Below are 26,069 nucleotides of genomic sequence, written 5' to 3'. Positions count from 1 at the left end.
AGACAAATAAACAGAAAATGATGAATAGTGAATTGTAAATAGCGGATGGCTGTTATCATTTATTACTCATCATTTTATCATTTATATCATAAGAATAGGCACAAAAATTTATGAATTATTTTTTAACTTATACAGTATATGTCCTCATATTATCCGTATTAATGGGGGTTTCATCTTGGAAACTGTTCAAGAAAATGGGCTATAACCCTTTATTTGCTTTTATCCCTTTCTATAACTATTTCATCATTCTGAAAGAAACAAAACATCCGAAATGGTGGGCAATCCTATCTTATCTTCCGATTGTAGGGCCAATCATGATGTCTGTTTTCCACCTTTACTTAGTGAAAAAGTTTGGAAAGACGCTTTTCAAAGATCAGATTCTTACCGTGATTCTGCCATTTATCTATATGGCGGTGATCAACTATTCTAAAGATGTAGAGTTAGAAGATGAAAATGCAAACGACCTGTTTCTTACAGACGAAGAGAAAAATGACAAAAAGAAAGATACATTCGTGGGTTCTATTACCTTTGCGGTAGTATTTGCAACGATCATTCACGTTTTTGTAACACAGCCTTTCGGGATTCCTACTGGATCTATGGAAAGAACATTATTGGTGGGAGACTTCCTTTTTGTAAACAAATGGAGCTATGGATACAGACTTCCGATGCGTCCGGTAGCAATACCTTTCCTTCAGGGGACAATTATGGATACGGGACAAAAAGGAAACCCTAAAGATGATCCGAAATCTTATGTGGATGGAGTGAAACTTCCTTATACAAGAATCTTACAATTCGATAAGCCACAGAAAAATGATGTGGTAGTTTTCAACTATCCCCGAGATTCTGTGCATACAGCAATTGACAGAAAAGATCCTTATGTAAAAAGATGTGTAGCTACAGCAGGTGATACTTTTGAAATGAGAGCCGGAAGACTTTTCGTTAACGGAAAACCGGAAACTGTTTTAGGAGATCAGGAAGTACAGCACAGATATATTGTAACAACAGGAAGTCAGCTGGATATTCCTTCGTTATACAATACCTACGGATTTTTACCGGTTCAGGAATTACAGACTGAAAAAGGATACCTTTATGCTTTTCAGGGGCTAACAGACAAAACGGCTAAAGAAATTAAAGGAATGTCTCAGGTTCTGGATATGAAAGAAGAGGTATCTCCAAAAGGAGAAGCCGCAGTATATTACAGAGACGAAGCCAAAACTAAAATTGATACGACACAATCTATCTTCCCAATCAACAAGCCTTGGAATCAGGACTGGTATGGTCCGGTAAGAATTCCTAAAAAAGGAGATGTGGTAACAGTTAATCAGGAAACACTGCCTATGTATCAGTGGATCATTTCTGAATACGAGCACAACAGCTTAGAGAAAAAGAACGGAAAGATCTTGATCAACGGAAAAGAAACCAGCCAATATACTATTCAACAGGATTATTATATGATGATAGGAGACAACAGAGATGCGTCTTTAGATGCAAGATTCTTTGGTTTCGTTCCTGAAGAAAATATTGTAGGAAAACCTATGTTTACATGGATGAGCCTTCAGGGTGCTTTCTCAGATAGCAGTTCTACTTATCAGGCGCCATTTAAAATTCGTTGGGACAGAATGTTCAAAGCAACCAATACAGGGGAAGCTAATAAAACCTCTTACTGGTGGGTTGCAGCGATGATCCTGATCTTGTTCTTCGGATGGGAGTATTTCGTAAAACTATTCGGAAAGAAAAAAACTGAAGACAGCTAATAAAAAAATTAAACTTAAAATAGAATGAAGTATTTGAAAAAATACTTCATTTTTGTATTATGAATATGAAGAATGTATTATTGCCGGCATTTTATATGCCCCCGATTTCATGGTTTTCAGTGTTTGTGAACCCTGAGAATAATATTGTATTTGAACAGTTTGAAAGCTTTCCAAAACAGACCTATAGAAGCAGAACCAATATATATGGGGCTAACGGAAAATTATCATTAATCATTCCCATCGCTCATAACGGAAAAAGAGAATTTAAAGACATTGAAATCTCTTACCGTGAAGACTGGAGAGCCCTCCATTGGAAATCAATCAAAACAGCCTATCAAAGTTCTCCCTATTTCGAGTATTATGAAGATAAGCTCAGAAAAATATTTGACCTTAAAGAAAAGTTTCTTCTTGATTTTAACCTTAAAGGGATAGAAGTTATCCAACAGATACTAAAAACAGAAAAGGCACAGTCTTTGAATGAAGAGTATATCAAAAACCCTGAAGAAATCAATTTCAGAGAAAAGTTTTCGGCAAAGGTTCCTTCAGAATTTCAAATGGAAGAATATTACCAGACGTTTTCGGATAAATTCGGGTTTTTGGAAGACTTGTCGATTCTTGACCTTATTTGTAATAAAGGCCCGGAATCACTCATATATTTGAAAAATATAAAACAATCATATTAGCATACAATCGCTATTGAAGAAATTTTCAGCATACAACAGATGAAGATGGTGATTGACATATTGCTTTAAAAAATTAAATATCAACATATGAAAAAGGTATTATTAGCTGCAGTTTTTTTAGCAGGTTTTAGTTTCTCTTTTGCACAGGAATCTAAAGCTAAGAGTATTGACCCTAGTGAAGATAAAGATCTGATGACATGGTATCATAAAGATTTTGCGACTTCAAAAGTATATGGTGTAAATACGGCAAATGCTTATAAATATTTAGAATCTAAAGGACTGAAGCTTAAAACCGTGGTCGTTGGAGTTTTAGACAGTGGAGTACAGGTAGACCACCCCGGATTGGTAAAAAACCTATGGTCAAACCCTAACGAAATTCCAGGCAACGGTAAAGATGACGACGGAAACGGATATATCGATGATGTACACGGATGGAACTTCATAGGAGGCAAAAATGGTGATATTGATATCGATAATATGGAGGTGACAAGAGTCGTTGCAAAATATAAGCCCATTTTCGAAGGAGATGATTCTGCAAAGAACAAAGCCAACCAGGCTAAGATGAAGGAGGAGTTTGATATGTATATGAAGGCCAAAGATATGTTCAATAAAAAAAGTATCGAGGCAAAACAAAATTTTCAGACCTATTCTATGCTGAACGAGCTGATTCCTAATATGGTAAAATTATTAGCAGGTAAGCCTGTAACAGGTGAAACTATTTCAGCAATTAAAGCGCCTACAGATCAGAAAGATGCTATTGCATTGGATTTCTTAGGTCAGATTTCCCAAAGTCCGGAATTCAAAGGAAAATCATCTGCTGAGTTTGAGAAAAAGATGAAAGAGGAGATGAAGGAGGCAATAGATCATTTTGCTCCGGCAGCAAAACAATATGACCTTTCATATGATCCGAGAAAAGAAATAGTAGGGGATAACTACGATGATTATTCTGAAAAAATCTACGGGAACAACCATTATGAAGGGGCAGATGCAGAACACGGAACTCACGTAGCAGGTATTATTGCAGGACTTCCACAAGGAAAAGAAGTTCAGTACGGGGTTGCTTCCAAAGTGGCTAAAATCATGTCTGTAAGAACAGTTCCGAATGGAGATGAAAGAGATAAAGACGTTGCCAATGCAATAAGATATGCAGTAGATAATGGTGCGAAAGTTTTAAATATGAGTTTCGGAAAACCTGTTTCTCCTGGTAAGAATGTAGTTTGGGATGCTTTTAAATATGCCGAAGATAAAGGCGTTCTTTTAGTAAAAGCTGCAGGTAACGAAAATGAAGATGTAGCAGAGCATTTGGCATATCCTACCAACTTTAAAAATGTTACGGATGAAAAACCATTTGTAAGCAACGTTCTTGTGGTAGGAGCAAGCACCAATAAAAATAGTGCTTTGAGAGCCGATTTCTCTAACTTCAATAAAAAAATGGTCAATGTTTTCGCTCCGGGAGAAGAAATCTATTCTACAGTTCCGAAAAACGAATATAAATATCTTCAGGGAACTTCTATGGCATCACCAGTGGTAGCCGGAGGAGCCGCTGTTTTGTTAGCATATATGCCAGATCTGAAACCCTATCAGATCATTGAAGCTCTTGTGAAAAGCAGCAATCCGAGTACAGCAAACGGATTTGCAGATGAATCTCAGGCAGGTGGAGTTATCGACCTGAAAAAAGCGGCAGAATATGCTTATACCAATTTCTACAAAGGAAAGGCGACAGGCACTGCTAAGCCTTCGAAATCCGTAAAAAAGGCTGTTAAAAAATAATTTATCTCCCTGTGTTTAAGGAGAAGTCATAAAAAGTCCGAATTTTTTTCGGACTTTTTATTTTTTATTTTAAATTTTGGCACGGTTTTTTGTAACTTTATAATAACAAAATAATAAACAACAAAATGAAAAAGTTACTACTTGCAGGGATGTTGGGAACATCACTTTTTGCAGTGTCGTGTTCCTCTGTTAACAAAGCAGCTACATCTCAAAATCAAAGAGCTGATTTCCTTAAAATGAAAGGAGATTGGCAGATTGTGAGCATAGATTACGAAAAAGGGTATAAAATCAAACCTTTTGACGAAGGTGCAGATGCGCAGTGCTTCGTAGGAAGCCACTGGAGATTGATTCCTAACAACTGGACAGGAGCGTATACTTTGAACGGAGGCGGAGATTGCCCGACAATTACACAGCCCATCAAGTTTGAAATAAAAGACGGTAACACGTTTATGTTTAAAAAAATTGCCGGAGGTACGAAAGCAAAACAAAATACTGTAGGATATAGCCTTACCCTGATCAATCAGACAACAGATCAGTTTTCACTTCAGCAAGATGTTCCTTTTGAAGGAGGTAATGTAAAAGTAGTTTACAACTTCCAGAGAGCAGGAATGAAATAATATATCAACATAAAAGATCAAAAAAAATGAAATTTACAAAAACATACGTAGGAGCCCTTTTCTTGTCATCAGCATTATTACTGACAAGTTGTGAGGCGGTTCAGAATTCAAATCACCAACAAAGAGGTACAGCTGTAGGAGTTGCTTCAGGAGCTGTTCTTGGAGGGATCTTAGGAAACAATGTAGGAAGAGGAGGAAACGGAGCTATTGGTGCTGTATTAGGAGGTATTATCGGTGGTGTTGCAGGTAACGTTATCGGTAACAAAATGGATAAGCAGGCTAGAGATATTAAAGAAACTTTACCAGGAGCACAGGTAGAAAGAGTAGGTGATGGTATTAAAGTGACTATGAATGAAAGTATTGTAAACTTTGCTTTCGACTCTTCAAACCTTACTTCTGTTGCTCAGACTAACCTGGACAAATTAGCTACAGTATTGGTAAACAATGCAGATACCAACATCAATATCTATGGGTATACAGACAGTGTAGGTAAAGATGCTTACAATATGGCGCTTTCTCAAAGAAGAGCAGATGCTGTAAAAGCTTATTTAGTAGGAAAAGGAATTGCATCTAGCAGAATGTTTTCAAAAGGAGAAGGTAAAAATATGCCGGTTGCTAGCAATGATACTGATGAAGGAAGAGCTAAAAACAGAAGAGTTGAGTTTGCCATTACTGCAAATGAAAAAATGATTAATGAAGCCAAACAAGGGCAATAGTTAATTTAATATATAAATATTTTCGTAAAAGACCGCCCCGGCGGTTTTTTTTGTATTTTTATGCTATAAATTTTGAATTGATTATTTTTGTACTTGAAATAACATAAATGAAGAAATATTTAAAGCTGCTTCGTGTGGAGCAATGGGTGAAAAACCTTTTTGTATTTGTCCCTCTATTCTTTTCGGGTAATATTACCAACATAGATCTGCTTCTCAAGAGCATTTTCGCATTTGTTATCTTTTCGCTTGCGGCAAGTGTTGTGTATATTCTGAATGATTATAATGATATAGAAGCAGACAGAAAACATCCTGAAAAAAGAAGAAGACCGTTGGCGAGTGGAGCTATTTCAAAATCAAAAGCTATAGGAATTCTTTTGGGGCTTGTCATTGCAGATATTGCTCTTGTATTTTTTACAAAGATCTATTTCCATGAACTGCTTTGGAAGTTTGCGATCATCATAGGATTTTATGTGGTGATGAATTTGGCCTATACTTTCAGGCTCAAGCATGTCCCAATCATTGATATTTTCATTATTGCCATAGGATTTGTACTGCGTGTACTGGCTGGAGGGTATATTACCGGAATCAGTATTTCACAATGGGCAATTCTGTTAACATTCGTATTGGCATTAGTACTGGCTATCGGGAAAAGAAGAGGAGAGCTTATCAATGCACAGGTTTCAGGAAAAACAAGACGGGCACTGGATGGCTATAACGTTCAGTTTGCAGATATTGCATTATCCATTTCTATTACGCTGGCTATTGTGTGTTATCTGATGTTTACTCTGTCACCGGAAGTTCAGGAAAGATTCCATGAGAGAGTTTTTTATACGGTAATTTTCGTAGTCTTTGCGTTGTTGAGATATCTTCAGCAGACATTGGTTTACAACAGAACGGAATCTCCTACAAAAATTGTGTACAGAGACCGATACATACAGGTTACCCTATTACTTTGGGTAGCTGCATTTTTAATTCAAATTTATTTTAAGAAATGAAGCCTAATTTCACACAGAAAGTTACAAACTGGGGAAATTTCCCGGTAGTGGAGAAAGAAATGAGATCTGAGGACAGTTTCAAAAAAATAAAGGAATTTGTACTCAATCACAACGAAATTATTGCAAGAGGGAACGGAAGATGCTATGGAGATGCTTCGTTGGGAGAATCTATATTTTCAACGAAAAAATTAAATAAATTCATCAATTTTGACCGTTTAAACGGAGTGATAGAATGTGAATCCGGGGTGCTGCTTTCAGATGTTCTGGAAATAGCAGTTCCACAGGGATACTTTCTGTATGTTACTCCAGGGACAAAATTTATATCAGTAGGAGGTGCTATCGCTTCTGATGTTCATGGAAAAAATCATCATGCGGAAGGTTGTTTTTCAGAATATGTGATTGAATTTAAGCTCATGACTGAGAAAGGGGAAATTATTACCTGCTCCAGAGAAGAAAATGTGGAGAAATTCTGGGCTACCATCGGTGGAATGGGACTTACAGGAATTATTCTTACAGCAAAATTTAAGCTTAAAAATATAGAATCCGCTTATATCCGTCAGGAAAGCATTAAAGCGGAAAATCTGGATGAAATTTTTAAACTGTTTGAAGAAAGTGAAAGCTGGACCTATACGGTTGCCTGGATCGATTGTCTTCAGAAAGGAAAAGATATCGGAAGAAGTATTCTGATGAGAGGAGAGCATGCTTTTCAACATGAGCTTCCCCAGAATTTTGCGAAAACTCCTTTACGGTTGAAGAAAAAATTACAGCCTACAGTTCCTTTTTATTTTCCGGGATTTGTATTGAATGCATTTACGGTGAAAATTTTCAACTGGCTTTACTATAAAAAACAATCTAAAAAAGAAGTGAAAAACTTCATTGATTACGAAACATTTTTCTATCCTCTGGATGCCATTAATAACTGGAATAAGATCTATGGAAAATCCGGTTTTATACAATATCAGATGGTAATTCCTAAAGAAGCAGGAAAAGAAGGGATGAAAAGAATCCTTGAAACGATCGCCAATAGTGGAAACGGATCGTTCTTAGCTGTTTTAAAACTCTTTGGAAAGGACAACCCTCAGGCGTATAATTCATTCCCTGTAGAAGGGTATACCCTGGCCCTGGATTTTAAGGTCAATTCAAAACTAAAAAAACTGGTAGATCAGCTTGATAGCATTGTTCAGGAATTCGGAGGGAGAATTTACCTTACCAAAGACAGCATGAGCAGATCATCATTGACCAATTATCTGAAAAATATTCAAAATCCTAAATTTGTGTCTTTACAGCACAAAAGAATCATAAACAACAATTCATAATGATAGTTCTGGGAAGTACATCTGAAGTGGCACAGGCTTTTGTGGAAAAAGCACTTCGGGAAGGAGAAAAATTTGAAAAGATCTATCTTTTTACCTCAAATAAAGAAACTACAGAACGGTTTGCAAGGCATATTGATGTCAAGTTTCTGCAGCAGGCGGAAGTCATCGAACTGGACCTGACAAAAGAAATAGATTACAATAGATTTGATAATATCAATTCAAATGTATTATTTTGTGCCGTAGGATATTTGGGCGAAGGAACAGAAGAAGGGTTGTATGATAACAGAAATACAGAACGTATCATAGATATCAATTACTCAAAGTTGGTTCCGGTGATGAATTATTTTGCCCATAAATTTGAAAACAGAAGATCCGGAACGATTATCGGGCTTTCTTCAGTGGCAGGAGATAGGGGAAGACAGAGTAATTTCATCTACGGAAGTGCAAAAGCTGCTTTTACAGCTTATTTGAGTGGTTTGAGAAACTATCTTTTTGATAAAAAAGTACATGTTCTTACGATAAAACCAGGATTTATGGCGACCAAGATGACGGAAGGTCTGCCTTTAAATCCAAAATTGACAGCAACGCCGAAACAAGCGGCGGCCTGTATTTATAAAGCCTTCAAAAAGAAGAAAAATGTGGCATATGTTTTGCCGGTTTGGAGTATTATTATGATGATTATCAGGAATATCCCTGAGTTTATATTCAAGAAATTAAAGCTTTAAGAAAAATGAAAAAATTGTATTGTTTTGATTTTGACGGAACCCTGACGTATAAAGATACCATGTTTATGTATCTTAAATTCTACGATTCTACAAAATACCGGATACAATTTTTAAGACACGTACCGCTCTTTATTCTGTTGAAGCTGAAACTCGCTGAAACAGAAAAAGTGAAAAAAAGCTTTATCGGTTCTATTTTGAAAGGACAGACTCAGGAAAAGATAGAATTGAAGTCTAAACAATTTTTTGAACAGCATTATCCTAAAATTGTGAGGGAAAATGCACTAGACTTTATAAAAAATATCGATAGGAATAATATACAGAGTTTATTGGTGACCGCTTCATTAGATATCTGGGTAAAACCTTTTGCCGAAGAACTGAAAATGGAGCTTGTTTCTACGCGGGCAGAGTTTAAGAACGGAGTTTTCACAGGAAATTTTGTAGGAAAAAACTGCAACGGGAAAGAAAAACTGGTACGAATTAAAGAAGAAATCAACGACTCTAAGTACGATAAAATTATTGCTTTTGGGGATACTTCAGGAGATCGTCCAATGTTGAAGTGGGCAAATGAGGGACATTACCAATTTTTTCATTAATTTTGGGAGATAAAATTGTAGAAAATGAAAAGCTTGTTAATTGCATCTGCACTCACTTTTATGAGTTGTGCAAGCACATCATCTCAGAAATCCCCTGATATGCAAGAAAATACAGAACTTATTGTTTCCCAGTCACAGGGAGGTACAGAACAGGCAGGCTTTAGAATCATTAAAGAAGAAAAAGATTTTCGCAATACAATCAAAGGAAGTTTTGGCGTTATAGGGACAGGAGATGATGGATCTTATGTCAAGTACCCGCAATTTCCTAAAGATAAAAAGGTTGTTCTCTACAATTTAGGTGGTTTCAGATCAGGAAGTCACAGTATCTCAGAAATTAAAGGGATCTCTGTGAAAAATAACATTCTGTATGTAGAAGTTCCGGCGGGAGAACCTTCCGGTGGAATGGAAATTCAGGTGCTTTCCAACCCATGGTTTATTTTCACTGTTCCTGCAGACTACCAATTTACCTCCGTAGAATTAAAATATTCAAAATAATAATGGATAAAATATATTTAGATAATGCCGCAACCACACCGCTTGCAGAAGAAGTTATAGATGCAATGGTTGGCACTATGAAGATGAACTTCGGAAACCCGTCTTCAACGCACAGCTTTGGCCAGGAAGCAAAAATCCTTATTGAAAATGTGAGAAGACAGGTTGCAGACTATCTTCATGTAAGTCCTGCAGAAATCATTTTCACTTCCTGTGGAACAGAATCCAACAATATGATTATCAAATCCTCGGTAGAACACCTTGGTGTAGAAAGAATCATAAGCTCTCCTCTGGAACATAAATGTGTTTCTGAAAGTATTCTGGATATGAAAAGCAGAAAAGGAGTAGAAGTAAACTACATCCGTCCCAATGAAAAAGGAGATATTGACCTGAATACATTAGAAGAGCTGTTAAAAGCTTCAGATAAAAAAACATTGGTAAGCTTAATGCATGCCAATAATGAAATCGGAAATATTGTTGATATTAAAAAAATTGCAGCAATATGCAAAGCAAATAATGCTCTTTACCATTCCGATACGGTGAAGACAATGGCCCATATGGAATTTGATTTTTCAGATATCCTTGTAGATTTTGCTTCTTGCAGTGCTCATAAATTCCATGGTCCAAAAGGAGTAGGCTTTGCTTTTATTAGAAAAGCTACTGGTTTGAAAGGAATTATTACGGGTGGACCTCAGGAAAGAAGCCTGAGAGCCGGAACTGAAAATGTTGCCGGTATCGTAGGGTTAGGTAAGGCTTTAGAGCTTTGCATCAACAATATGGAGGCTTATGCTGGTCATATCAGAGACATTAAAGAATACGCTATTGAAAAATTATCTGCAGAGGTTCCCAATATTAAATTCAATGGAAGAAGTGGAGAAATGGAGAATAGTGTTGACAGTGTTTTAAGTGCATTGCTTCCCTACAAAAATCCTTTAATCGGACTTCAGCTGGATATGAAAGGAATTGCAATTTCTCAAGGAAGCGCATGCTCTTCCGGTGCATCTAAACCTTCAATGGTCATGATGATGGTGCTTTCTGAAGATGAAATGGATCACTGTACTCCATTACGTATTTCTTTCAGCCATATGACTACAAAGGCAGAAATTGACGCATTGGCGAAGGCTCTAAAGGAAATTTCAAGCGATTACACTATAGAAAAAACTAATGTTGAGCATAGATAGTCTTATGCTCTAAAAATCGTAATTTTGAATATCCAATAGAGGATAAAAAAGAAAAATAATATTAATTAAAATAAAAGAAACAAAATGGCTTTAGAAATTACAGACAGCTCATTTCAGGATATGGTTTTAAAATCAGATAAACCAGTATTAGTAGACTTCTGGGCAGTATGGTGTGGACCTTGCAGAACTTTAGGACCAATCATCGAAGAGGTAGCATCAGATTTTGAAGGGAAAGCAGTAGTTGGGAAAGTGGATGTAGACAACAACCAGGAAATCTCTATGCAGTATGGGATCAGAAATATTCCTACAGTTCTTATTTTTAAGAATGGAGAAGTAGTAGACAAATTAGTAGGTGTGGCTCCAAAAGAGGTAATCGCTGAAAAATTAAGCGCTCACTTATAAAAAATAAAGTTTGATAATGAATGCCTTCCATGATTGGGAGGCATTTTTTTTGAAAATAATTTGCAGGTAACGAAAAAAGGTGTAATTTTGCAACCACGAAAAAGAAAGGAAGTTCTTTACAAATTAGATCCGGTAGTTCAGTTGGTTAGAATGCCGCCCTGTCACGGCGGAGGTCGCGGGTTCGAGTCCCGTCCGGATCGCAAAAGTTTTCAATTTACTTTTTAAAAAAATTAGATCCGGTAGTTCAGCTGGTTAGAATGCCGCCCTGTCACGGCGGAGGTCGCGGGTTCGAGTCCCGTCCGGATCGCAGAAGTTTTATCAATTTCTTTTAAAAAAATTGATCCGGTAGTTCAGCTGGTTAGAATGCCGCCCTGTCACGGCGGAGGTCGCGGGTTCGAGTCCCGTCCGGATCGCAACTATTAAATCAAAATAGTGAAAATGCTTTAAAACATCTGTTTTAAAGCATTTTTTGTTTTGTATCGGTTCAGAGAGTTAAAAAAAGCACAATCTGAAAGTGGACTGTTGAAACAGGTTAAAAAAGGTCACTGGAAATTCAGACAAAACCTGTTCAGGAGCAAGTTCAGAAACTGAATATCTTGTAATAAGGTTTTGCTAAGGTTAATTTTAAATCTTAAAAGCCACACAAAATGAACAAGACATTTAGTTTACTTTTCTATGTAAAGAAAGCTAAGGTTAATTCTGTAGGAGAGGCTCCTATTTACTTGCGAATTACCATTGATGGTAATCTTCGATTTGACCGATTCCAGAAGGAGGAAAATACAATATCAAATGATGGGAAAAGATCCTGAAAAAATCATACTCCAAAAGTTTACTCCATCTAATCAAAAGACCAGCTTCAATGCTGCATTTCTTTCACTTCTTCTTCACTGTATTTTAGAAATCCTATGATCTTATCCATAGAAACTCCCGTTTCCATAACTCGTTGTTCTATCAATCTGCCAATGTTAATTTCTTTAAAGTCAAAGTTTATTATGTTTAAAAATCCCCCCTCGTTTTTCTCATCATATATTTTTAAGTAAAGTGGGAATAATAATTCTGTGAGGGGGAAGGATATTGAATAATTAATATGAAGAAGAATGTTATATTTTAATAAATATTATGATACCTAATTGTTTAAAACCTCTAATAAAATAATTGTCACTATATATTAATTATTAAAGACTCCTCGTTTTGTTTGGGAATAATTCTTTCTTATCATTATATTTTATATAAGAAATCGAGGAGTCTACATTTAATTTCTAATTATCTTTAATATAAACATCTCCTTTAGCCTGAATTCCCCAAATCCCAAAATTATCAGTGCCTGCAACCACCGCTCCTGCACCTTCCTCTTCTCTTACTACCTGTACCCTAAATGTATATGTTCCAGGTGCAAGATTATTTATTGTATATAATACTGGAAAATTAAATCGAATAGTTGTTGCAACATCGCCCCCAGCCCAAGAACTCATCATTACCGAATTATATACTGCAGAGGATGCTCCTGTTTGAAGAATTTGGAAACGTAATGAACCTGTTTTATTTACACCAGTTAGAACATGGCCCCAACCTGTAAAGTTTAATGCTACTTTAGATAGTGCTGCACCAGGAGGAACGACAACAGTGACAGCACTATTATTGATTGTTGTATAAGTCGTCCCTACCGGTATAGCTTGAAAAGTATTTATTATACCATTTAGATCACTATTAACCAAGGACCAATTATTATTAATAACACTTGTAAGATCTATATCCCAACCGTTTATACCACTGGCAGTTATAATTACAAAAGTTCCGGGATTTATAGCAAATGTACTAACTGGGCCGCCGCCACCAAGACGCAACGTTTCACCTGTGGCAGCGGTTAAGGTCAGTAGATTAGCTACACTGTTATTTTTTATGTAATACTTTCTTCCTCTGAAATCTGCAGTGGTGTTATCCGTAGATGACTTAGTAGGTAAATTTAAAACTGAGTTCGATGTTCCAGAAAATGAGACGTGATAGTCGGTAGCATTAAGGGTTTCTGTTGCTGTTATTTCTCGAAAGTTACCTTCAATAGAACCTTTTACATCTAATGTACTAGAGGGTGCTGTTGTTTTAATTCCAACTTGCGAGAATAAGAAGAGTGAGCTTGTCACTGCTAATAAGGTAAAAATATTTTTTTTCATTGTGTTTCATTTTTTAATTTAATGTGCTTTTATTTATCGAACTTGTCTAAAGTTTCCTGATATATACTGCTTGTTTTTCAGAAGAAATACATCACCTTGTTTAAAATCGCATCTCCCTCCTGCCGCATTAAGGTAGTCTTTCCATCTATGATAAATACCAACTGATCATCTGTTATGTATTCTTCTGCTGGCTCATCTGCCTTAGCTGTGAGGTAAAAAAAAGGATAAAATGCTGTTTCCCCATATGCATTGGGAGTTATGAAGCTAATATCTTGGTATTACGGGAATTTTAGGTTTTCTATAAGGCTCAAATTAATTCTATTATTTATTTCTAAAAACAAATAAAATCATATATTTTAATCATTATAATTCAACAAATAGAGAAATATTTATTATATTCGTATACTAAATCATAAAAACTTTAATATGAACAAAAAGAACCAACAGTCTGCTTTCCTTCCTTCTTAAAACCTTTACTAAAGAATGATTATGGGGATATGTTTTAATTTTCGATACATCAATATGAACTTTTCAATTATTTTTTGAATGCCCTAAATCCAAAAAAGAGTTACCCTCTTTTTTATTATATCTTTTTCTAACACAACTTGTTTGAAAGCATGATACCACTTTTTAGAAAATATCACTCTTTCTTTTACTTTAGACAAGTTCATCAAATATATCTTAAATAACAATGATTTATAAATGGATTATTATACTTTTTTGTTTATAAGATCTTGATAAAAGATGACAGACTTTAGATTCACCTGATCATTACAGTACTGAATATTTTTGCAGCCTATCATCTGTTCAACATAAAAAAATGGCCGGAAGAAATTCCGGCCATCATTGTTATTAAACAGCGTTTTTATAATTACTTTTTAATAATTTTTACAATAGTTTCAGAGTTGTTAATTCTTACCAGATAAGCTCCGGTCAACAATGAAGCAACATCTGTCTGCTTATTGATAAATTTACCTTCTTTCATCAACTGTCCGGACATATTATAAATTTGATAATAGTAGTCCTTATCGTCTTTTGCTTCAATATATAAGATATCTTTTACAGGATTAGGATATAAAACAAGCTTATCATCTTTTACCTTTTCTTCGATAGCCACTTTACTGAAAGCAGTTCTGGCTTGAATTCCTGTATTGGGTGTTACAGGAATCCCTGGAAGCGGACCTCTGGGAGTACCATTATCTTCTTGTTTTACACATCTGCAGCTTAGAGATGCAAAAGGATCTATGTCGGTATTTTTTACATTATTTCTACTATAAATATCAAAATACATATAAGTAGATCTTCCTGTCATTTCACCATTTAGATTTGCATACCATACTCCTCCTGATGCACCAACAGCGGTACTTAGGGCAGCGGCATACATTACACTTCTGCTTCCTCTGCTAACGGCTTTTGGATAATTTCCGATGTTATACAAACTGTTCGTAAATGAATAACCTACTGTTTTCCCCCAAAAACTTGGTGCAGTTACACTGTAGATAGGGGCTCCATAATAACCTGCTTCTGTTCCGTCAATAGTTCTAAGGGCTTCAGGATTACTTTTAAGACTCCATGGAGAGGTCTTTGTTGTTCCTTTACCAAGAACCTCCGGGATTCTCCATCCATTAGGACAAGGGTCAAATACTGATTTTTTACCACCGATTCCCCATCTTTCGTCATATAAACTATGGTATTGAGTATCAAATAACCAGTCTGAAGCAAGAGTATAATGAGGGGTATTATCACCGCGATACGGATATGCAGTAACGGGCATCATTAGCTTTAATGGATTGGCAACGGAATATCCAAGAATTTTTTCTATTCTTACATCTATTTTATCAGTTGCAGTAATGCTGCTTTTATAGGTATTATAATTCACGATATTACTTGAATTATAATTCGCTTCTGTAAAGGTTGAATAAGTTACAACCCCGTTATTATTGGTTCCTAAGAATACATTGTATTTAGTACCGTTTATATTATTGAATATAGGCAGAGGGTCTTTTCTTCCCCATTGGTAATGTAATCCCTGCGAACTGTTGAGCTGACTTACCTGTGCCGGTACAGTTGGGTTATATGGACTTGGCATTGCCTCGGCAGCTCCTAAGTTCCTATCCATGATAGTTGTTTTCATGATAGTTCCATATGGAGTATAGTTGACATAATTATCAGTAGTGACAGGAGTGTCATTTACGTGAGTAAAAGAATTGACAGAATTATTGGTTACCCAAATATGCCAGCTCCAATATACAGGATTACTGATGGAACCATTATGCAAGGTAACTACAGCATTTCCGGATTGATTGGCATTCACCTTCACGTTGATATTAGCATCTTTAGAAGCTGTATTATCTAGGGTTAATTGTGTGACCAAAGCAGGGTTATCTGTCCAAAGTATATTCGCTTTTAAATCATTAAAGCTTGTCGTATTCAAAATTTGGGTATTCCCTAAATAATTACTTTGTACAGAAAAAGCTTTACTTACGGGTACTGAAATTACCTGATCAGCAGTAGATTTTGTAACCATATATGTATTAGGGTTATCTAATCCTGTTGTATAGGTTTCGGTTTCAGTAAAGAAAGTCGTTTCAAAATTATAGTTATTTTTTATAAACAACGGATCTTTGATACATCTGCAGGCATGTGCGTTATTGGTTGAATAGTCATCAGAAGGTCTATAACTATACAAACCATAGACATTAGGATAATTAGCAGCATCAGGTCGATAGTTATTCGCGATCTGGTCAGCAGCCGGAATTAATCGTAATGCACTTGCTATTGTTGAATAATCACCCAAAGTAGTCATTGTAGATGTCCACAGATAAGTTTCAAGCTGGTCAGTAAAAGTTGCTTTAGTGTGATATCTTCCATCTGTAGCAGCTCCTCTTCCTATCCATCCTGTTCCTGGAAATATCCCGATATTGTTACCACCAACATTGGTCATATCAAAACCAGACTGAGGGTATACTTTTATACCGGCAAGATAAGTTTTTAAATTAGATAACCCCGGCGGAATATTGGATTGAACCCCGTTCAAAGCCGACAATGGACTGTTTACCTTAGCTCCGAAAGGTGTAAAATCCATTCTTACATTCTTTGTTGATGAGGCCACCAATACTGAAGGTAACCTCCATCCATTCGGACAAGGGTCGTAAGAAGATTTATTTCTATACGGCTGCGGAACAGAAATATCTGTTGCCTGTACTCCCTGAGAGTTATCTGACCATAAGTTAACTTTACTCAACTCATTGGTTTGTAATCCCGGTACCTGCCCAAACCAGTTGTAATAGTAAGGAATATTGCTAATCGTTCCATAGGTGGATGGGGTAGTAGTACCGTCATCGTTGACGTACATCAGACTTAAAGGGTTTTTAACCGATGCTCTGATGTTATCCGTTATATTAGCAGCTGATTTATTAACAAACAGCCTCAGCTCATTGAAATTTTTATAGTCATTAAAAGGACTGTTGGCAAATCTCAATCTCGGTATTGCATCATCATATATAATCTTTCCTAAGCTGCCGGTTACCTGATAAAAACTGGCATCAGTATAAGTTAATGATGGAAACGGATCTTTTCTTCCCCATTGGTATAAAAGTCCTCCGTTTTTGTGCCAGCCATTTCCATTAAGAGTACTTCCGATGGCACCAAGGTTTCTATCCATCCAGCCCCATTCAGAGTTAGGAATAGTTTCTACAGTTCCATCACTCAATTGTCTCTTTACATCATCATAGCTTTTGTAGGTAGAGCCATTTGTTGGGTCATCTGTTACCCAAACATGCCATGACCAGAAAACTTCTCCATTTACTTTATAGGCAATTACGGCATTTCCTTTTTTAACCTTGTTTACAGGAACTTTTATTTTTGCATTTTCGCCCGAACCTATAATATCCAAAGTATAACTTTCTTTAGATTTTATCAATCCCATGTTATCTTCCCACAATACATCAGCTGTTATGGTTCCGGAAGGCACGTCGATCCCTTTTATATAATTCCCGTTGTGCCACATTTCATAGGCTTTTTTTACAGGAATATAAAGGCCGTCTACATTGTTGCCATCATTATCCTTACCTGTGAAAATATAACTGTTAGGAGCTTTGGTCCAGTCTGCTATTGTATTATCAGGCAGTGCTCCGGGATTAATTACAAAACAGGTGCTTGAACAATCTGGTGAATCAAATGCTGTTGAATTTCCAAAAATACCTACGTATTTTATGAATTTTTTGATTTCAGCTTCTACTTCCTGAAGTGGTCTCATCGGTCCGTTCCAGTCAGCACGTACTTTTCTGTTTCTGATGGCTCCAATACCATATAAAGAAGCTTTAGGAGTATTGCTCAGAAAGAAATTTTCAGATCCGGGACCTCTCTGTTTATCATATAAAGGAGGGTAGCCGAAATCATTCACTGTATTATAATTGCTTAATGCATTCACAGTGATATACTGTCCGGTAGATTTATATACCCTGAAACCTGTTATTTTGCTTACAACAATAACGACGGGCTCTTGATCCGAAATAATTTCCGTCAGTTTCTCGTTGATGTAATTGTAAAGGTTGTAATACCTGTTAACTAAAGCATTAGGGTTTGTAAAATCCAAATATCCTCTGCCCCAGGGTTCTCCGCCCTCCTCAGGAGGTAAAAACCAATTACTGAAGTTAATAAAGAAGCCCGAACTGGAAAACTTACCTGCAAATACATAAACAGGATCATGATAAGAAAACTCAAAAGGGCTTGTGTCACTGCCCTGGTAGATAAATTTCTGTGAGCTGGCAATCGTACCGAGATTATTAGGATTCTCAATGTTGATGACAGGTGCATTGGGATTCGTGTTATCTAACGTACCGTTTGCATTGACTGATAAAACAATATTATCCAGTTTCTTCGTCAAGTGGTGTGATTTTACCCTGTCTTTTACGCCGGAAACACTTCCGTTAGGATTAAACAATACGGTACCATTCTTTTTCGGAGTGAATAAGATTGTATATTCATTTTCATCCAGTTCACAGGCACTTGCTGAATAATCTCCCAACTTATAATGACTTACCGCTTTATTCCATGTTATACCGGTGAAATTATTGGTTTCAGAGCTTAGCTCAACTTTTAGATTATAGGTACCGCTGCTTGCAGAGGCTGGCAATTCAAAAGTGGCATTGAGATTTTCATTATACACATTGGTGGCATATAATGTTTTGCACCATGCACTGATCCATTCTCCCAGAGCATTCTGATATTTTACTGAAATCAAAACATCACTGGTGGTAACAGGTTTGCTGAACTGACCACTCATGACAACCGCTCCTTTTTGATTAACATTTTGTGAAATTACAATCAGAGGGTCCAGATCAAAAGTATAAGTCGTTACAGGAATGTAACTCCCCAAAATAATGGGGGCATTGCGAAAATGCCAATCCGTATCGCCTCGTGGAGAAGCATAAACGGATGCCGCTGAGCATAATACAGCCCAGATTGATAAGAAAGTTTTTTTTCTCATACGCATGTTTTTTTAGGTTATTATTCGATTCTATTTAATGAATAGCTTGTATTCACATTTTACAGTTGAAGTGTCCCAATCATAGAAAAGGGAAGAAATACAATAAGGTATACTTTTGTGGAATAGCAACTATTTGTAAATCAAAACATTACTTCTCGTGGGGGATCTCCAGAGCTGGACATCCATTACGACTGTTCATTTTTTCGTTGATGAAATTGAAGTTACAATATGAAAATTTGGATCATCATTGTAAGCTATCATTAGAATGTAACTTCCCAATTAAGTATGTCTATTGTAAGGATACCAGTTCGTGTTGTTCTATGAAGAACGATTGGCTGATGTAATAGAAAATAGTACAGCCCAGATTGGGGATAAAGGTCTTTTTTTTCATGTTTGTGTTTTTAGGTATTAGTTTTTATAAAAAAAATTGATAATCAACTTTTACAATTATACCAACTTACAATCAGGACAATTATGAAGAAATATCATAAAATAAATATTATATTAATAAGAATTTTCTATTGATTTTTTTACGCTTTTTGCAATGTTTCTTATCAAATATGGGTGTAAAGTTGTATTAATTGGTTAATAACCATTATGTTTGCAAATATACGATATTAAAAAAAACACACAATGAGTCAAAAAAATATGACTAACCCAAACTCGATAGAGAGTGAGGAGATATGTCCTGCAAAAAAACTTTTGAAAGTACTTTCAGGTAAGCTAAGGCCAGAAATATTTAGTCTGGCAGCTAAATCAACTTTACGTTTTAGTATGCTGTTACGGGAAATAGAAGGTGCCAATAAACAATCATTATCCATTGCACTGAAAGAATTGGAGGAAATGGATTTACTGGAAAGGGTTGTCATCAAACAGAAACCTTTACACATAGAATATTATCTTACCCCAAAAGGAAAATCATTGATTCCTATTTTCCAGCAATTGGAGGGGCTGGTATAAAAAAATTAAGGGATTTTCTCATAAAATAGAGATCGTAAAATAAAAAAACCGGTTCTCAACAGAACCGGCCTACTATTTATTTGCATGAAGAGTTTAAAGGATTATTAAGATAATCTTTCTGCTGAGGCGGCTGTACAAAGTAAGGCGTTCCATAGGTGTTTCCTGGGCGGAAAAAATCTGTGGAAATAACCTGTGCACCACTGCTGAATGCTGCTTTTGCTCTTGTGAAATCATTGGTTTTAGCCTCATAAGTTTCAATATCTGATCTTGTTCTGACCATAAAGCCTTGTTTCACAAGATCCTGTATCTCTTTCTGCCTTACGATGGCATTATCCCGCAATATAAATCCAGCGAAAGAATCATCGGGTTCACTGTTCAGGAACATTACTCTTTCTTTTAATGAACCCTCTATCAGATAAGGATTGTTCTTAGAAGACAACGTTCCGGCACTGCCGGGAAGCAGCATAAAAATAAATTTCCCTTTGCTGTCATTCAGTTTGGGCCAGTTATTATGTATTACAGCTTCTTTCAGTGTTTTGTAATTCCTCTGAACTTCTTTTGGAGTGATAATTTTATCTTTTCCAAGGTATTTTACAATCTCTCCGTCCAGCTCATCATATGCTTTTTTATCAAAAGGCAATACTTTCGTACTGTTTTCAAGAATCGGGAAACCTGAATCTTTTGCTTCGATCATCATAAAAACCGGAGTATGTCCGGGATGTTGATCAGACCATGTTTTAAGAGCTGTAAGCGCATCTTTTAAAGTCGGATAATGAGTTCTGAAATCGATATCTGCCATATGCAGCACTTTGAAACCTGGCTGATCCAGTCCTTTCGTATTAAAAGGTGCAAGATCAGTTACTCCCTTTGCTTTTAGTACCTCGTAGGTTGCAGGGTGGGTGAACCTGCCGCCTTCCGGATCATAATAAACATCTATTTCCAGTCCTCGGAGATTGGCATTGAGCTGTTCTGTAAAGTCAGGATGATTGTAATTCAGGCCTTCCTTCAGATCCATTCCGTATGGATGGTATTCTTTGAATTTGGCTTTTTGGTCTTCAGACATCATGCTGTTGTATTTCTGCATCATTCCGTTGATGATCGGGGTCACCAGATCCAGCACTTTGGGATCTACCGGCTGTGCATATGAATTATGAGTTCCTACAATCTGCAGTTGATTGATCCTTACATTCTGGCATTTATCCTGTGCCTGTACCAGTGCTGCCATACAAAATGCAGCTCCATATATATACTTTTTCATATGAATAAAAACGTTTGATTAAAAATTGAAGTTGAACCCCAGCTGTCCGCGTATTCCTGAGTAAGAAATATTTTCTACACGGTCTTTTGTTCCCATATAATAGCGGTTGGGCTCATTAAGAATATTGTTAAGCTCTATAAACAGACGGACCTTCTTTGTAATGCTGTAGGAAGTAGAAAGATCCATTGTAAAGTTTTTATCAAAATACTGATAATGATCTGCCCCTGCTGCGGCTCTGATTTCGCTTACATACTTTCCTTTATAATTCCCGGCAAGGCGTACCATCAATTTGCTGGTTTCATAAAAAAGGATGGTATTAAAAATATGCTTTGCCTGATTGGGAATTGTGGTCGTCATTGTTCCTGTCTGTTTGCCATTTTCGTACACCGGCATATCCATTTTAGAGGAGATATAGGTATAGTTTCCTTCGAAACCTATGTTTTTCAAAAATCCCGGAAGATTTTCAAAACGTTTGGAGATTCCGAATTCAAAACCAAAGAGCTTAGCGCCTTCCAGATTTTTTGGGGCTGTAAAAGTATAGGTTCTTCCTGCCAGATCAACCACTGATTGATCTTTGTAAATAAGATTCGTAATATCTTTATAGAACACGCCGGCTGTTATCAGATCCAGTTTTCCGAAGTAGTTCTCAAACATCAGGTCAAAATTGTTTGAAAATGTAGGATCCAGTTTGGTATTTCCCTGAGTAATGGTATTGGTAATATCATTCACAATGGTTCCGGGGTTAAGGTCGTTGAAATCCGGTCTCGCAAAAGAGCGGGTATAAGCAAGTCTCAGGATACGGTCACTGCTAATATTCCATTTCATATTGAACATGGGAAGCACTACATTGTAGGTTTTTGTATCCTTAATATCTTCCGTTTTATTGTCTTTATCAGAGACTACTTTTTTGCCCCAGAAAGTAACGTCATTATATTCATTTCTGAAACCTCCCAATACCTGAAGCTGCTCTGAAATTTTCCATGTTCCCATCAGGTAAGTGGCCCATACGTTTTCAGTACCTCTATAGGAACTTGTAATATTAGAATTGCTGTCTTTACTGCTTACCTGCATCAGCCCTAAACTGTTTTGTGTACCGGGATTGTACATCTGGTCGATCTGTGCATTGGTAATCTGATCGATGATCACAGCATTATAAGGATTGCCCAAAGGATTCATGAAACCTCCTTTGTATGGGAAACTTTCACGCTCAAGCTGGCTTAAATAGGTTATTGGAGATCCCGGAATTCCCAATGATGATTTAGGCATCCAAACCAATATGGAGCTGTCAACTATTTTATTCTTGTTGTTATATTTTGTTCCGAATTTAATCTCAAAATTATCCGCTGCTTTATATTTGATATCAATCTGTCCTCTAAGATCCGTTTCACTGTTATGATTCTGGCTTAGGATAATCTGATTCAATTTGAGTTTATCTGCCGCTATTGCCTGTTGATTATACGGAAGCGTATATCTTCCGGTATCACCTATACCGTCCGGAGCATCCATTGCCATATATTTTCTTCCGTCAGCAGATAAATTTCCATAGGTCATAGGCTGTATGAAATTAATGATAGGATAACCCCTTTGATCCTTTTCAAGATTATCCGGCGAATTGAACTTAAACTCAGAACGCGCTTTGGATAAAGACCAATCTACCTGCATACGCTGTCCTACCTGATGATTACCACCCAGCTGCATAGAATAGAGATCTGTAAGATAATCTGCATGACGGGCCTGCAGCATGACATTTTTACTATCAAAATTAAAATAGGTTTCCCTTACCGACTGACTGTCTTTATATTGGCTGTATAGCGCTTTTGCATATAGCTTATTCCTGCTGTCTATCTCATAATCCAACCCCAAATTGAATCCCAGCGTTCTCCGGTTCGCCAGATAATCACGAAGCTGAAGTTGATTGATCGAATAAGAGGCTGTTTTATCTTTCAGTCCATAGTTGTAAATATTCCTCATCTGATCAATAGCGGTAGAGCGCTCCCAGATCACTGCTGAGGTAATGAATTTCAGCTTATCAGTAATTTTATTTCCGTAGACAATGGAAGTATTGTAGCTAGGAGATTTTGACATGTTGACGTATCCTGTAGCCATACTTACAGCCAAAGTCTCCTTATTGGGGGAGGTTTTCGTGATAAAATCAACATTTCCTCCAATGGCATCACCATCAAGATCCGGAGTCAGGGCTTTGGACAAACGGACATTTTGAATAAGTTCTGAAGGAAAGATATCCATCTGGACTCCGCGGTTGGCATTATCACCGCTGGCACTCGGCATTCTGTTGCCATTCAGGGTAGAAGAGGTCCATTGTATAGGGGTTCCTCTTACGGCTACAAAACGTCCTTCACCCATATCCCTTTCAATAGATACACCCTGCATACGCTGTACAGCATCGGCAGCATTACGGTCCGGCAGTTTTCCTATGGCATCTGCAGAAAGTACCTCAGTGATTGTATTGGAGTTTTTCTTCATGGTAATCGCCCTGGCCTGTGATGCTTTATACATACTGGTAACGACTACCTCCTGAAGGCTGTTTTCTTTAAACTTAGCTCCAAATTTAATTAATCCAAGATCTACCTCCTTTTTATCCGTAATCGTAAAAGGAATATAAACATTATCATATCCTTTGTATTCTACAACAAGCTTATAACTTCCGTCATAAACATTATTAAGAACAAAAGAACCGTCAGTATCAGAAGTGACCTTCTGTCCGCTGTTTTCAATATAAACCAGGGCATTGGGAAGGTTTCCCTGACTGTCCACTACAGTTCCGTGTAGGGTGGTTTGAGCAAAGGCCAGAGACCCAAGAAGAAAAAATGCTGCTTTTGTTAAAAAAAGTCTTTCTCGTGACATCCTTATAAAGTTTGGTGCAAAGATGTCAGCTCCTTCAAAAGTTTTGGTTCATTTAAATTTTATACAACTGTATCTGTTGAGTTTGAAGCGAACTGTATTGTAAGTCAGTAAGTTGCTAATATTAAATAATTGTAACTAATGAACAAGCTGAGAGGGAAGGCAGTCGAATTCCTTCTTAAAATATTTATAAAAAGTAGATTTGGATTTAAAACCGCATTGAAACGCAAGATCCGTTACACTGGCGGAAGGATCTTCCGATAAAATCTGCTTAAAGTGCTGTATCCGGCTTCTGTTGGTATATTCGTGGAAATTGGAATGAAGATGTTTGTTAAAAGTGATGCTTAAATCCGCTTTGCTTATTTTCAGATGACCGGAGAGCTGATCCAATGTAAATTCCTCATCCAGATAGACATTGCTTTTCTGATAGAAAGAGGTGATGGCATTTTGTACAGCATCAAAATCTATTTTTGAAAGATCTTTATACTGATAGGTTTCTTTTGGAATAGAAAAAAGAGCTGGAGTTTGCTGTTGCTGCAGTTTATGCTGGTACGTTAAAATATAAACGTACAAAATCCACCCGAATTGGAAAAGAAACAGTAGGCTGTAGATCTTCTGATAGATTAAAGTATCCCAACCCAATTGGTAAACTGTCCAGAAAACTATAACCCCCATCAATACATAACAAACCAGATAACGAAAATTACCGGCTGCTGGATGGGTAATGTTTTTGTGGTATTTGGTCAGTAAGTAAATACATAAAACCAAGCATGCAATCCAATAATAACTGTAATAAACGAAGTAGGATTTATAAGTTCTGATCGCCAAATCTGCCCAGGAAAGATCGAGCATCTTTGCAGAAAGAGCAATGGCATGATGAATAACAACCAACGTTAGCGGAGCAATCAGGTATTTGAGTTTGTCTCTCCACCTGGCATGAATTAAATACGTTGTAATATACAAGAAAATAAGTCCTTTAAAAACGCGAAGGCTTCCCGGAATTTCATACAGAACAGATTCGTAACCGAATTTTTGAATGATGAAATATTCATACCCCATATCCAGTGTGACCACTCCGATATACAATAGTAACATATTCAGTACAGATTCCCTGTTTTTGATAAGAGAAATGAGTAAAGTAAGGGTGATAAGTGCCTGTAGTACAACTACCATAATGATGTATAACATGATAACTGATATTTTGCCAAAATTATAGATAATATGGGCATAGCATCTTTAACAAATTATTAAATATCAGTTCTGAAAAATAGAGGGTAATTAATATGTAAATTTTAATAATTTTTTTTCGGTTTTGTATATTGAACGGATATTCCTATTTTAGCTAGTAAGCACCAATCGAATGTCCAAAAGAAAATTTATTGTCTTCTCAATACTTAAGACCTGGCTGATTTCTACAATAATCTCCATAGTGCTTTTGATTTTATTTTTTAATGCAACCAAAGAAGTAAGAGACGAACCAAGGAATTGTGATATGAGCGGTCTTGCCTATGTTTTTATAGTTTTCTGGATATTATTTCTGAGCATACTCTCTTTAAGCAGTCTGCTTTCTCTTTTAAAGCCATTCTATGGGAAAATTAAAACCATATTGTGTTGGTTTTTGCTGCCTGCGATAGCTTCTATTTTTTCCTTTTTTTCCATTACAGATGGAAAGGTAGATGGTGAAGAAACGGTGGTTTTCCTGATTATGAATCTGCCATGGCTGGCTTTTTGGATATTTTACTATTACAGACTGAATACTCGTTTCAATATAACTTCCCACTGATATGACTTTCATGAAAAAACAATTTCAAAACTGGACGCTCTTCTTTATTGCAGGAATCATTGCTATCATTGCAGGATTGATTATTTCCATTATTCTCATCACTGGAAACTCTGCAGCCGATGGATTATTCGGAATGTACTTACTGTTCAGCTTAGTTCCGGTGTTGCTGGTGATGATCATAGATAGAATTCTGGTATGGAAGTTCGGGAATAAAAATGTCAATAAAGTTCAGTTTTCAATACTGCTCTTAATCGTGTTTTTATGGATTGTAAGATTTGTATTGAACCTGTTTATGTAAATTGG

The 26,069-nt window shown here is 36.6% G+C and carries 21 protein-coding genes and 3 tRNA genes; 18 read left to right on the top strand and 6 right to left on the bottom strand.

What is annotated here, in order from left to right:
• Positions 1-110: 110 nt before the first annotated feature.
• The 16 genes from lepB to AC07UM_RS05570 all read left to right on the top strand — a co-directional run bounded on the left by lepB (position 111) and on the right by AC07UM_RS05570 (position 12,053).
• Positions 111-1,754 carry a signal peptidase I gene (gene lepB / locus AC07UM_RS05645; protein WP_494684786.1) on the top strand — a complete coding sequence of 548 codons (1,644 nt, stop codon included), beginning with the start codon at positions 111-113 and terminating at the stop codon, positions 1,752-1,754.
• A 59-nt stretch (positions 1,755-1,813) separates the two neighbouring features.
• Entirely contained in the window at positions 1,814-2,437 is a 624-nt protein-coding gene (locus AC07UM_RS05640; RefSeq protein WP_494684785.1) for a WbqC family protein, read from the top strand.
• Between the two features lie 87 nt (positions 2,438-2,524).
• Positions 2,525-4,207 (top strand): S8 family serine peptidase, encoded by a 1,683-nt coding sequence (locus AC07UM_RS05635; protein WP_494684784.1) that lies wholly within the window; start codon positions 2,525-2,527, stop codon positions 4,205-4,207.
• 125 nt (positions 4,208-4,332) lie between these two features.
• Positions 4,333-4,824: a hypothetical protein gene (locus tag AC07UM_RS05630; protein ID WP_494684783.1), complete on the top strand. Its 492-nt coding sequence runs from the start codon at positions 4,333-4,335 to the stop codon at positions 4,822-4,824.
• 26 nt (positions 4,825-4,850) lie between these two features.
• Entirely contained in the window at positions 4,851-5,540 is a 690-nt protein-coding gene (locus tag AC07UM_RS05625) for a YiaD family glycine zipper/OmpA-like lipoprotein (RefSeq protein WP_103231726.1), read from the top strand.
• Between the two features lie 107 nt (positions 5,541-5,647).
• Positions 5,648-6,535 (top strand): decaprenyl-phosphate phosphoribosyltransferase, encoded by an 888-nt coding sequence (locus tag AC07UM_RS05620; RefSeq protein WP_494684782.1) that lies wholly within the window; start codon positions 5,648-5,650, stop codon positions 6,533-6,535.
• Positions 6,532-7,851 carry an FAD-binding oxidoreductase gene (locus AC07UM_RS05615; RefSeq protein WP_494684781.1) on the top strand — a complete coding sequence of 440 codons (1,320 nt, stop codon included), beginning with the start codon at positions 6,532-6,534 and terminating at the stop codon, positions 7,849-7,851. The genes AC07UM_RS05620 and AC07UM_RS05615 overlap by 4 nt, the downstream gene beginning before the upstream one ends.
• Entirely contained in the window at positions 7,851-8,576 is a 726-nt protein-coding gene (locus tag AC07UM_RS05610; protein WP_494684780.1) for an SDR family NAD(P)-dependent oxidoreductase, read from the top strand. The genes AC07UM_RS05615 and AC07UM_RS05610 overlap by 1 nt, the downstream gene beginning before the upstream one ends.
• Before the next feature lie 5 nt (positions 8,577-8,581).
• Positions 8,582-9,169, top strand: a complete 588-nt coding sequence (locus AC07UM_RS05605) for an HAD family hydrolase (protein ID WP_124530535.1) — start codon at positions 8,582-8,584, stop codon at positions 9,167-9,169.
• Between the two features lie 24 nt (positions 9,170-9,193).
• Positions 9,194-9,664, top strand: a complete 471-nt coding sequence (locus AC07UM_RS05600) for a hypothetical protein (protein WP_494684779.1) — start codon at positions 9,194-9,196, stop codon at positions 9,662-9,664.
• Positions 9,665-9,666: 2 nt separating this feature from the next.
• Positions 9,667-10,842: a cysteine desulfurase family protein gene (locus tag AC07UM_RS05595; protein ID WP_494684778.1), complete on the top strand. Its 1,176-nt coding sequence runs from the start codon at positions 9,667-9,669 to the stop codon at positions 10,840-10,842.
• 84 nt (positions 10,843-10,926) lie between these two features.
• Positions 10,927-11,244 (top strand): thioredoxin, encoded by a 318-nt coding sequence (gene trxA, locus AC07UM_RS05590; RefSeq protein ID WP_103231720.1) that lies wholly within the window; start codon positions 10,927-10,929, stop codon positions 11,242-11,244.
• Between the two features lie 126 nt (positions 11,245-11,370).
• Positions 11,371-11,444 (top strand) — tRNA-Asp (locus tag AC07UM_RS05585).
• Between the two features lie 33 nt (positions 11,445-11,477).
• Positions 11,478-11,551, top strand: a tRNA-Asp gene (locus AC07UM_RS05580).
• Positions 11,552-11,583: 32 nt separating this feature from the next.
• Positions 11,584-11,657 (top strand) — tRNA-Asp (locus AC07UM_RS05575).
• Between the two features lie 234 nt (positions 11,658-11,891).
• On the top strand, positions 11,892-12,053 hold the full coding sequence (locus AC07UM_RS05570; protein ID WP_494684777.1) for a hypothetical protein: 162 nt from the start codon (positions 11,892-11,894) through the stop codon (positions 12,051-12,053).
• A gap of 450 nt (positions 12,054-12,503) precedes the next feature.
• Here the strand turns inward: AC07UM_RS05570 and AC07UM_RS05565 are convergent, their stop codons facing one another.
• Both AC07UM_RS05565 and AC07UM_RS05560 read right to left on the bottom strand, forming a co-directional pair.
• Positions 12,504-13,412, bottom strand: a complete 909-nt coding sequence (locus AC07UM_RS05565; RefSeq protein ID WP_494684776.1) for a hypothetical protein — start codon at positions 13,410-13,412, stop codon at positions 12,504-12,506.
• An 871-nt stretch (positions 13,413-14,283) separates the two neighbouring features.
• The gene (locus AC07UM_RS05560) at positions 14,284-18,903 is read right to left on the bottom strand and encodes a T9SS type A sorting domain-containing protein (RefSeq protein WP_494684775.1); all 4,620 of its coding nucleotides are present in this window, start codon (positions 18,901-18,903) and stop codon (positions 14,284-14,286) included.
• 633 nt (positions 18,904-19,536) lie between these two features.
• Between AC07UM_RS05560 and AC07UM_RS05555 the strand changes: the two genes are divergently transcribed.
• Positions 19,537-19,863 (top strand): winged helix-turn-helix transcriptional regulator, encoded by a 327-nt coding sequence (locus AC07UM_RS05555; protein ID WP_494684774.1) that lies wholly within the window; start codon positions 19,537-19,539, stop codon positions 19,861-19,863.
• A 76-nt stretch (positions 19,864-19,939) separates the two neighbouring features.
• Here the strand turns inward: AC07UM_RS05555 and AC07UM_RS05550 are convergent, their stop codons facing one another.
• From AC07UM_RS05550 to AC07UM_RS05535, 4 genes are all read right to left on the bottom strand, one after another.
• Positions 19,940-21,121, bottom strand: a complete 1,182-nt coding sequence (locus tag AC07UM_RS05550) for a phosphatidylinositol-specific phospholipase C domain-containing protein (protein WP_494684773.1) — start codon at positions 21,119-21,121, stop codon at positions 19,940-19,942.
• Between the two features lie 18 nt (positions 21,122-21,139).
• Positions 21,140-23,986, bottom strand: a complete 2,847-nt coding sequence (locus AC07UM_RS05545; protein WP_494684772.1) for a TonB-dependent receptor — start codon at positions 23,984-23,986, stop codon at positions 21,140-21,142.
• A 135-nt stretch (positions 23,987-24,121) separates the two neighbouring features.
• Entirely contained in the window at positions 24,122-25,171 is a 1,050-nt protein-coding gene (locus AC07UM_RS05540; RefSeq protein ID WP_494684771.1) for an AraC family transcriptional regulator, read from the bottom strand.
• 385 nt (positions 25,172-25,556) lie between these two features.
• Positions 25,557-25,778: a hypothetical protein gene (locus AC07UM_RS05535; RefSeq protein WP_494684770.1), complete on the bottom strand. Its 222-nt coding sequence runs from the start codon at positions 25,776-25,778 to the stop codon at positions 25,557-25,559.
• On the opposite strand from AC07UM_RS05535, the gene AC07UM_RS05530 reads away from it, so the two are divergent.
• Positions 25,777-26,064, top strand: a complete 288-nt coding sequence (locus tag AC07UM_RS05530; RefSeq protein WP_494684769.1) for a hypothetical protein — start codon at positions 25,777-25,779, stop codon at positions 26,062-26,064. The genes AC07UM_RS05535 and AC07UM_RS05530 overlap by 2 nt on opposite strands.
• Positions 26,065-26,069: the final 5 nt, after the last annotated feature.

The organism is Chryseobacterium sp. GW821-FHT04C04, assembly GCF_059420365.1.
The sequence above is the reverse complement of the archived record's forward strand: the minus strand, read 5'-3'. Positions and strand labels throughout refer to the sequence as shown.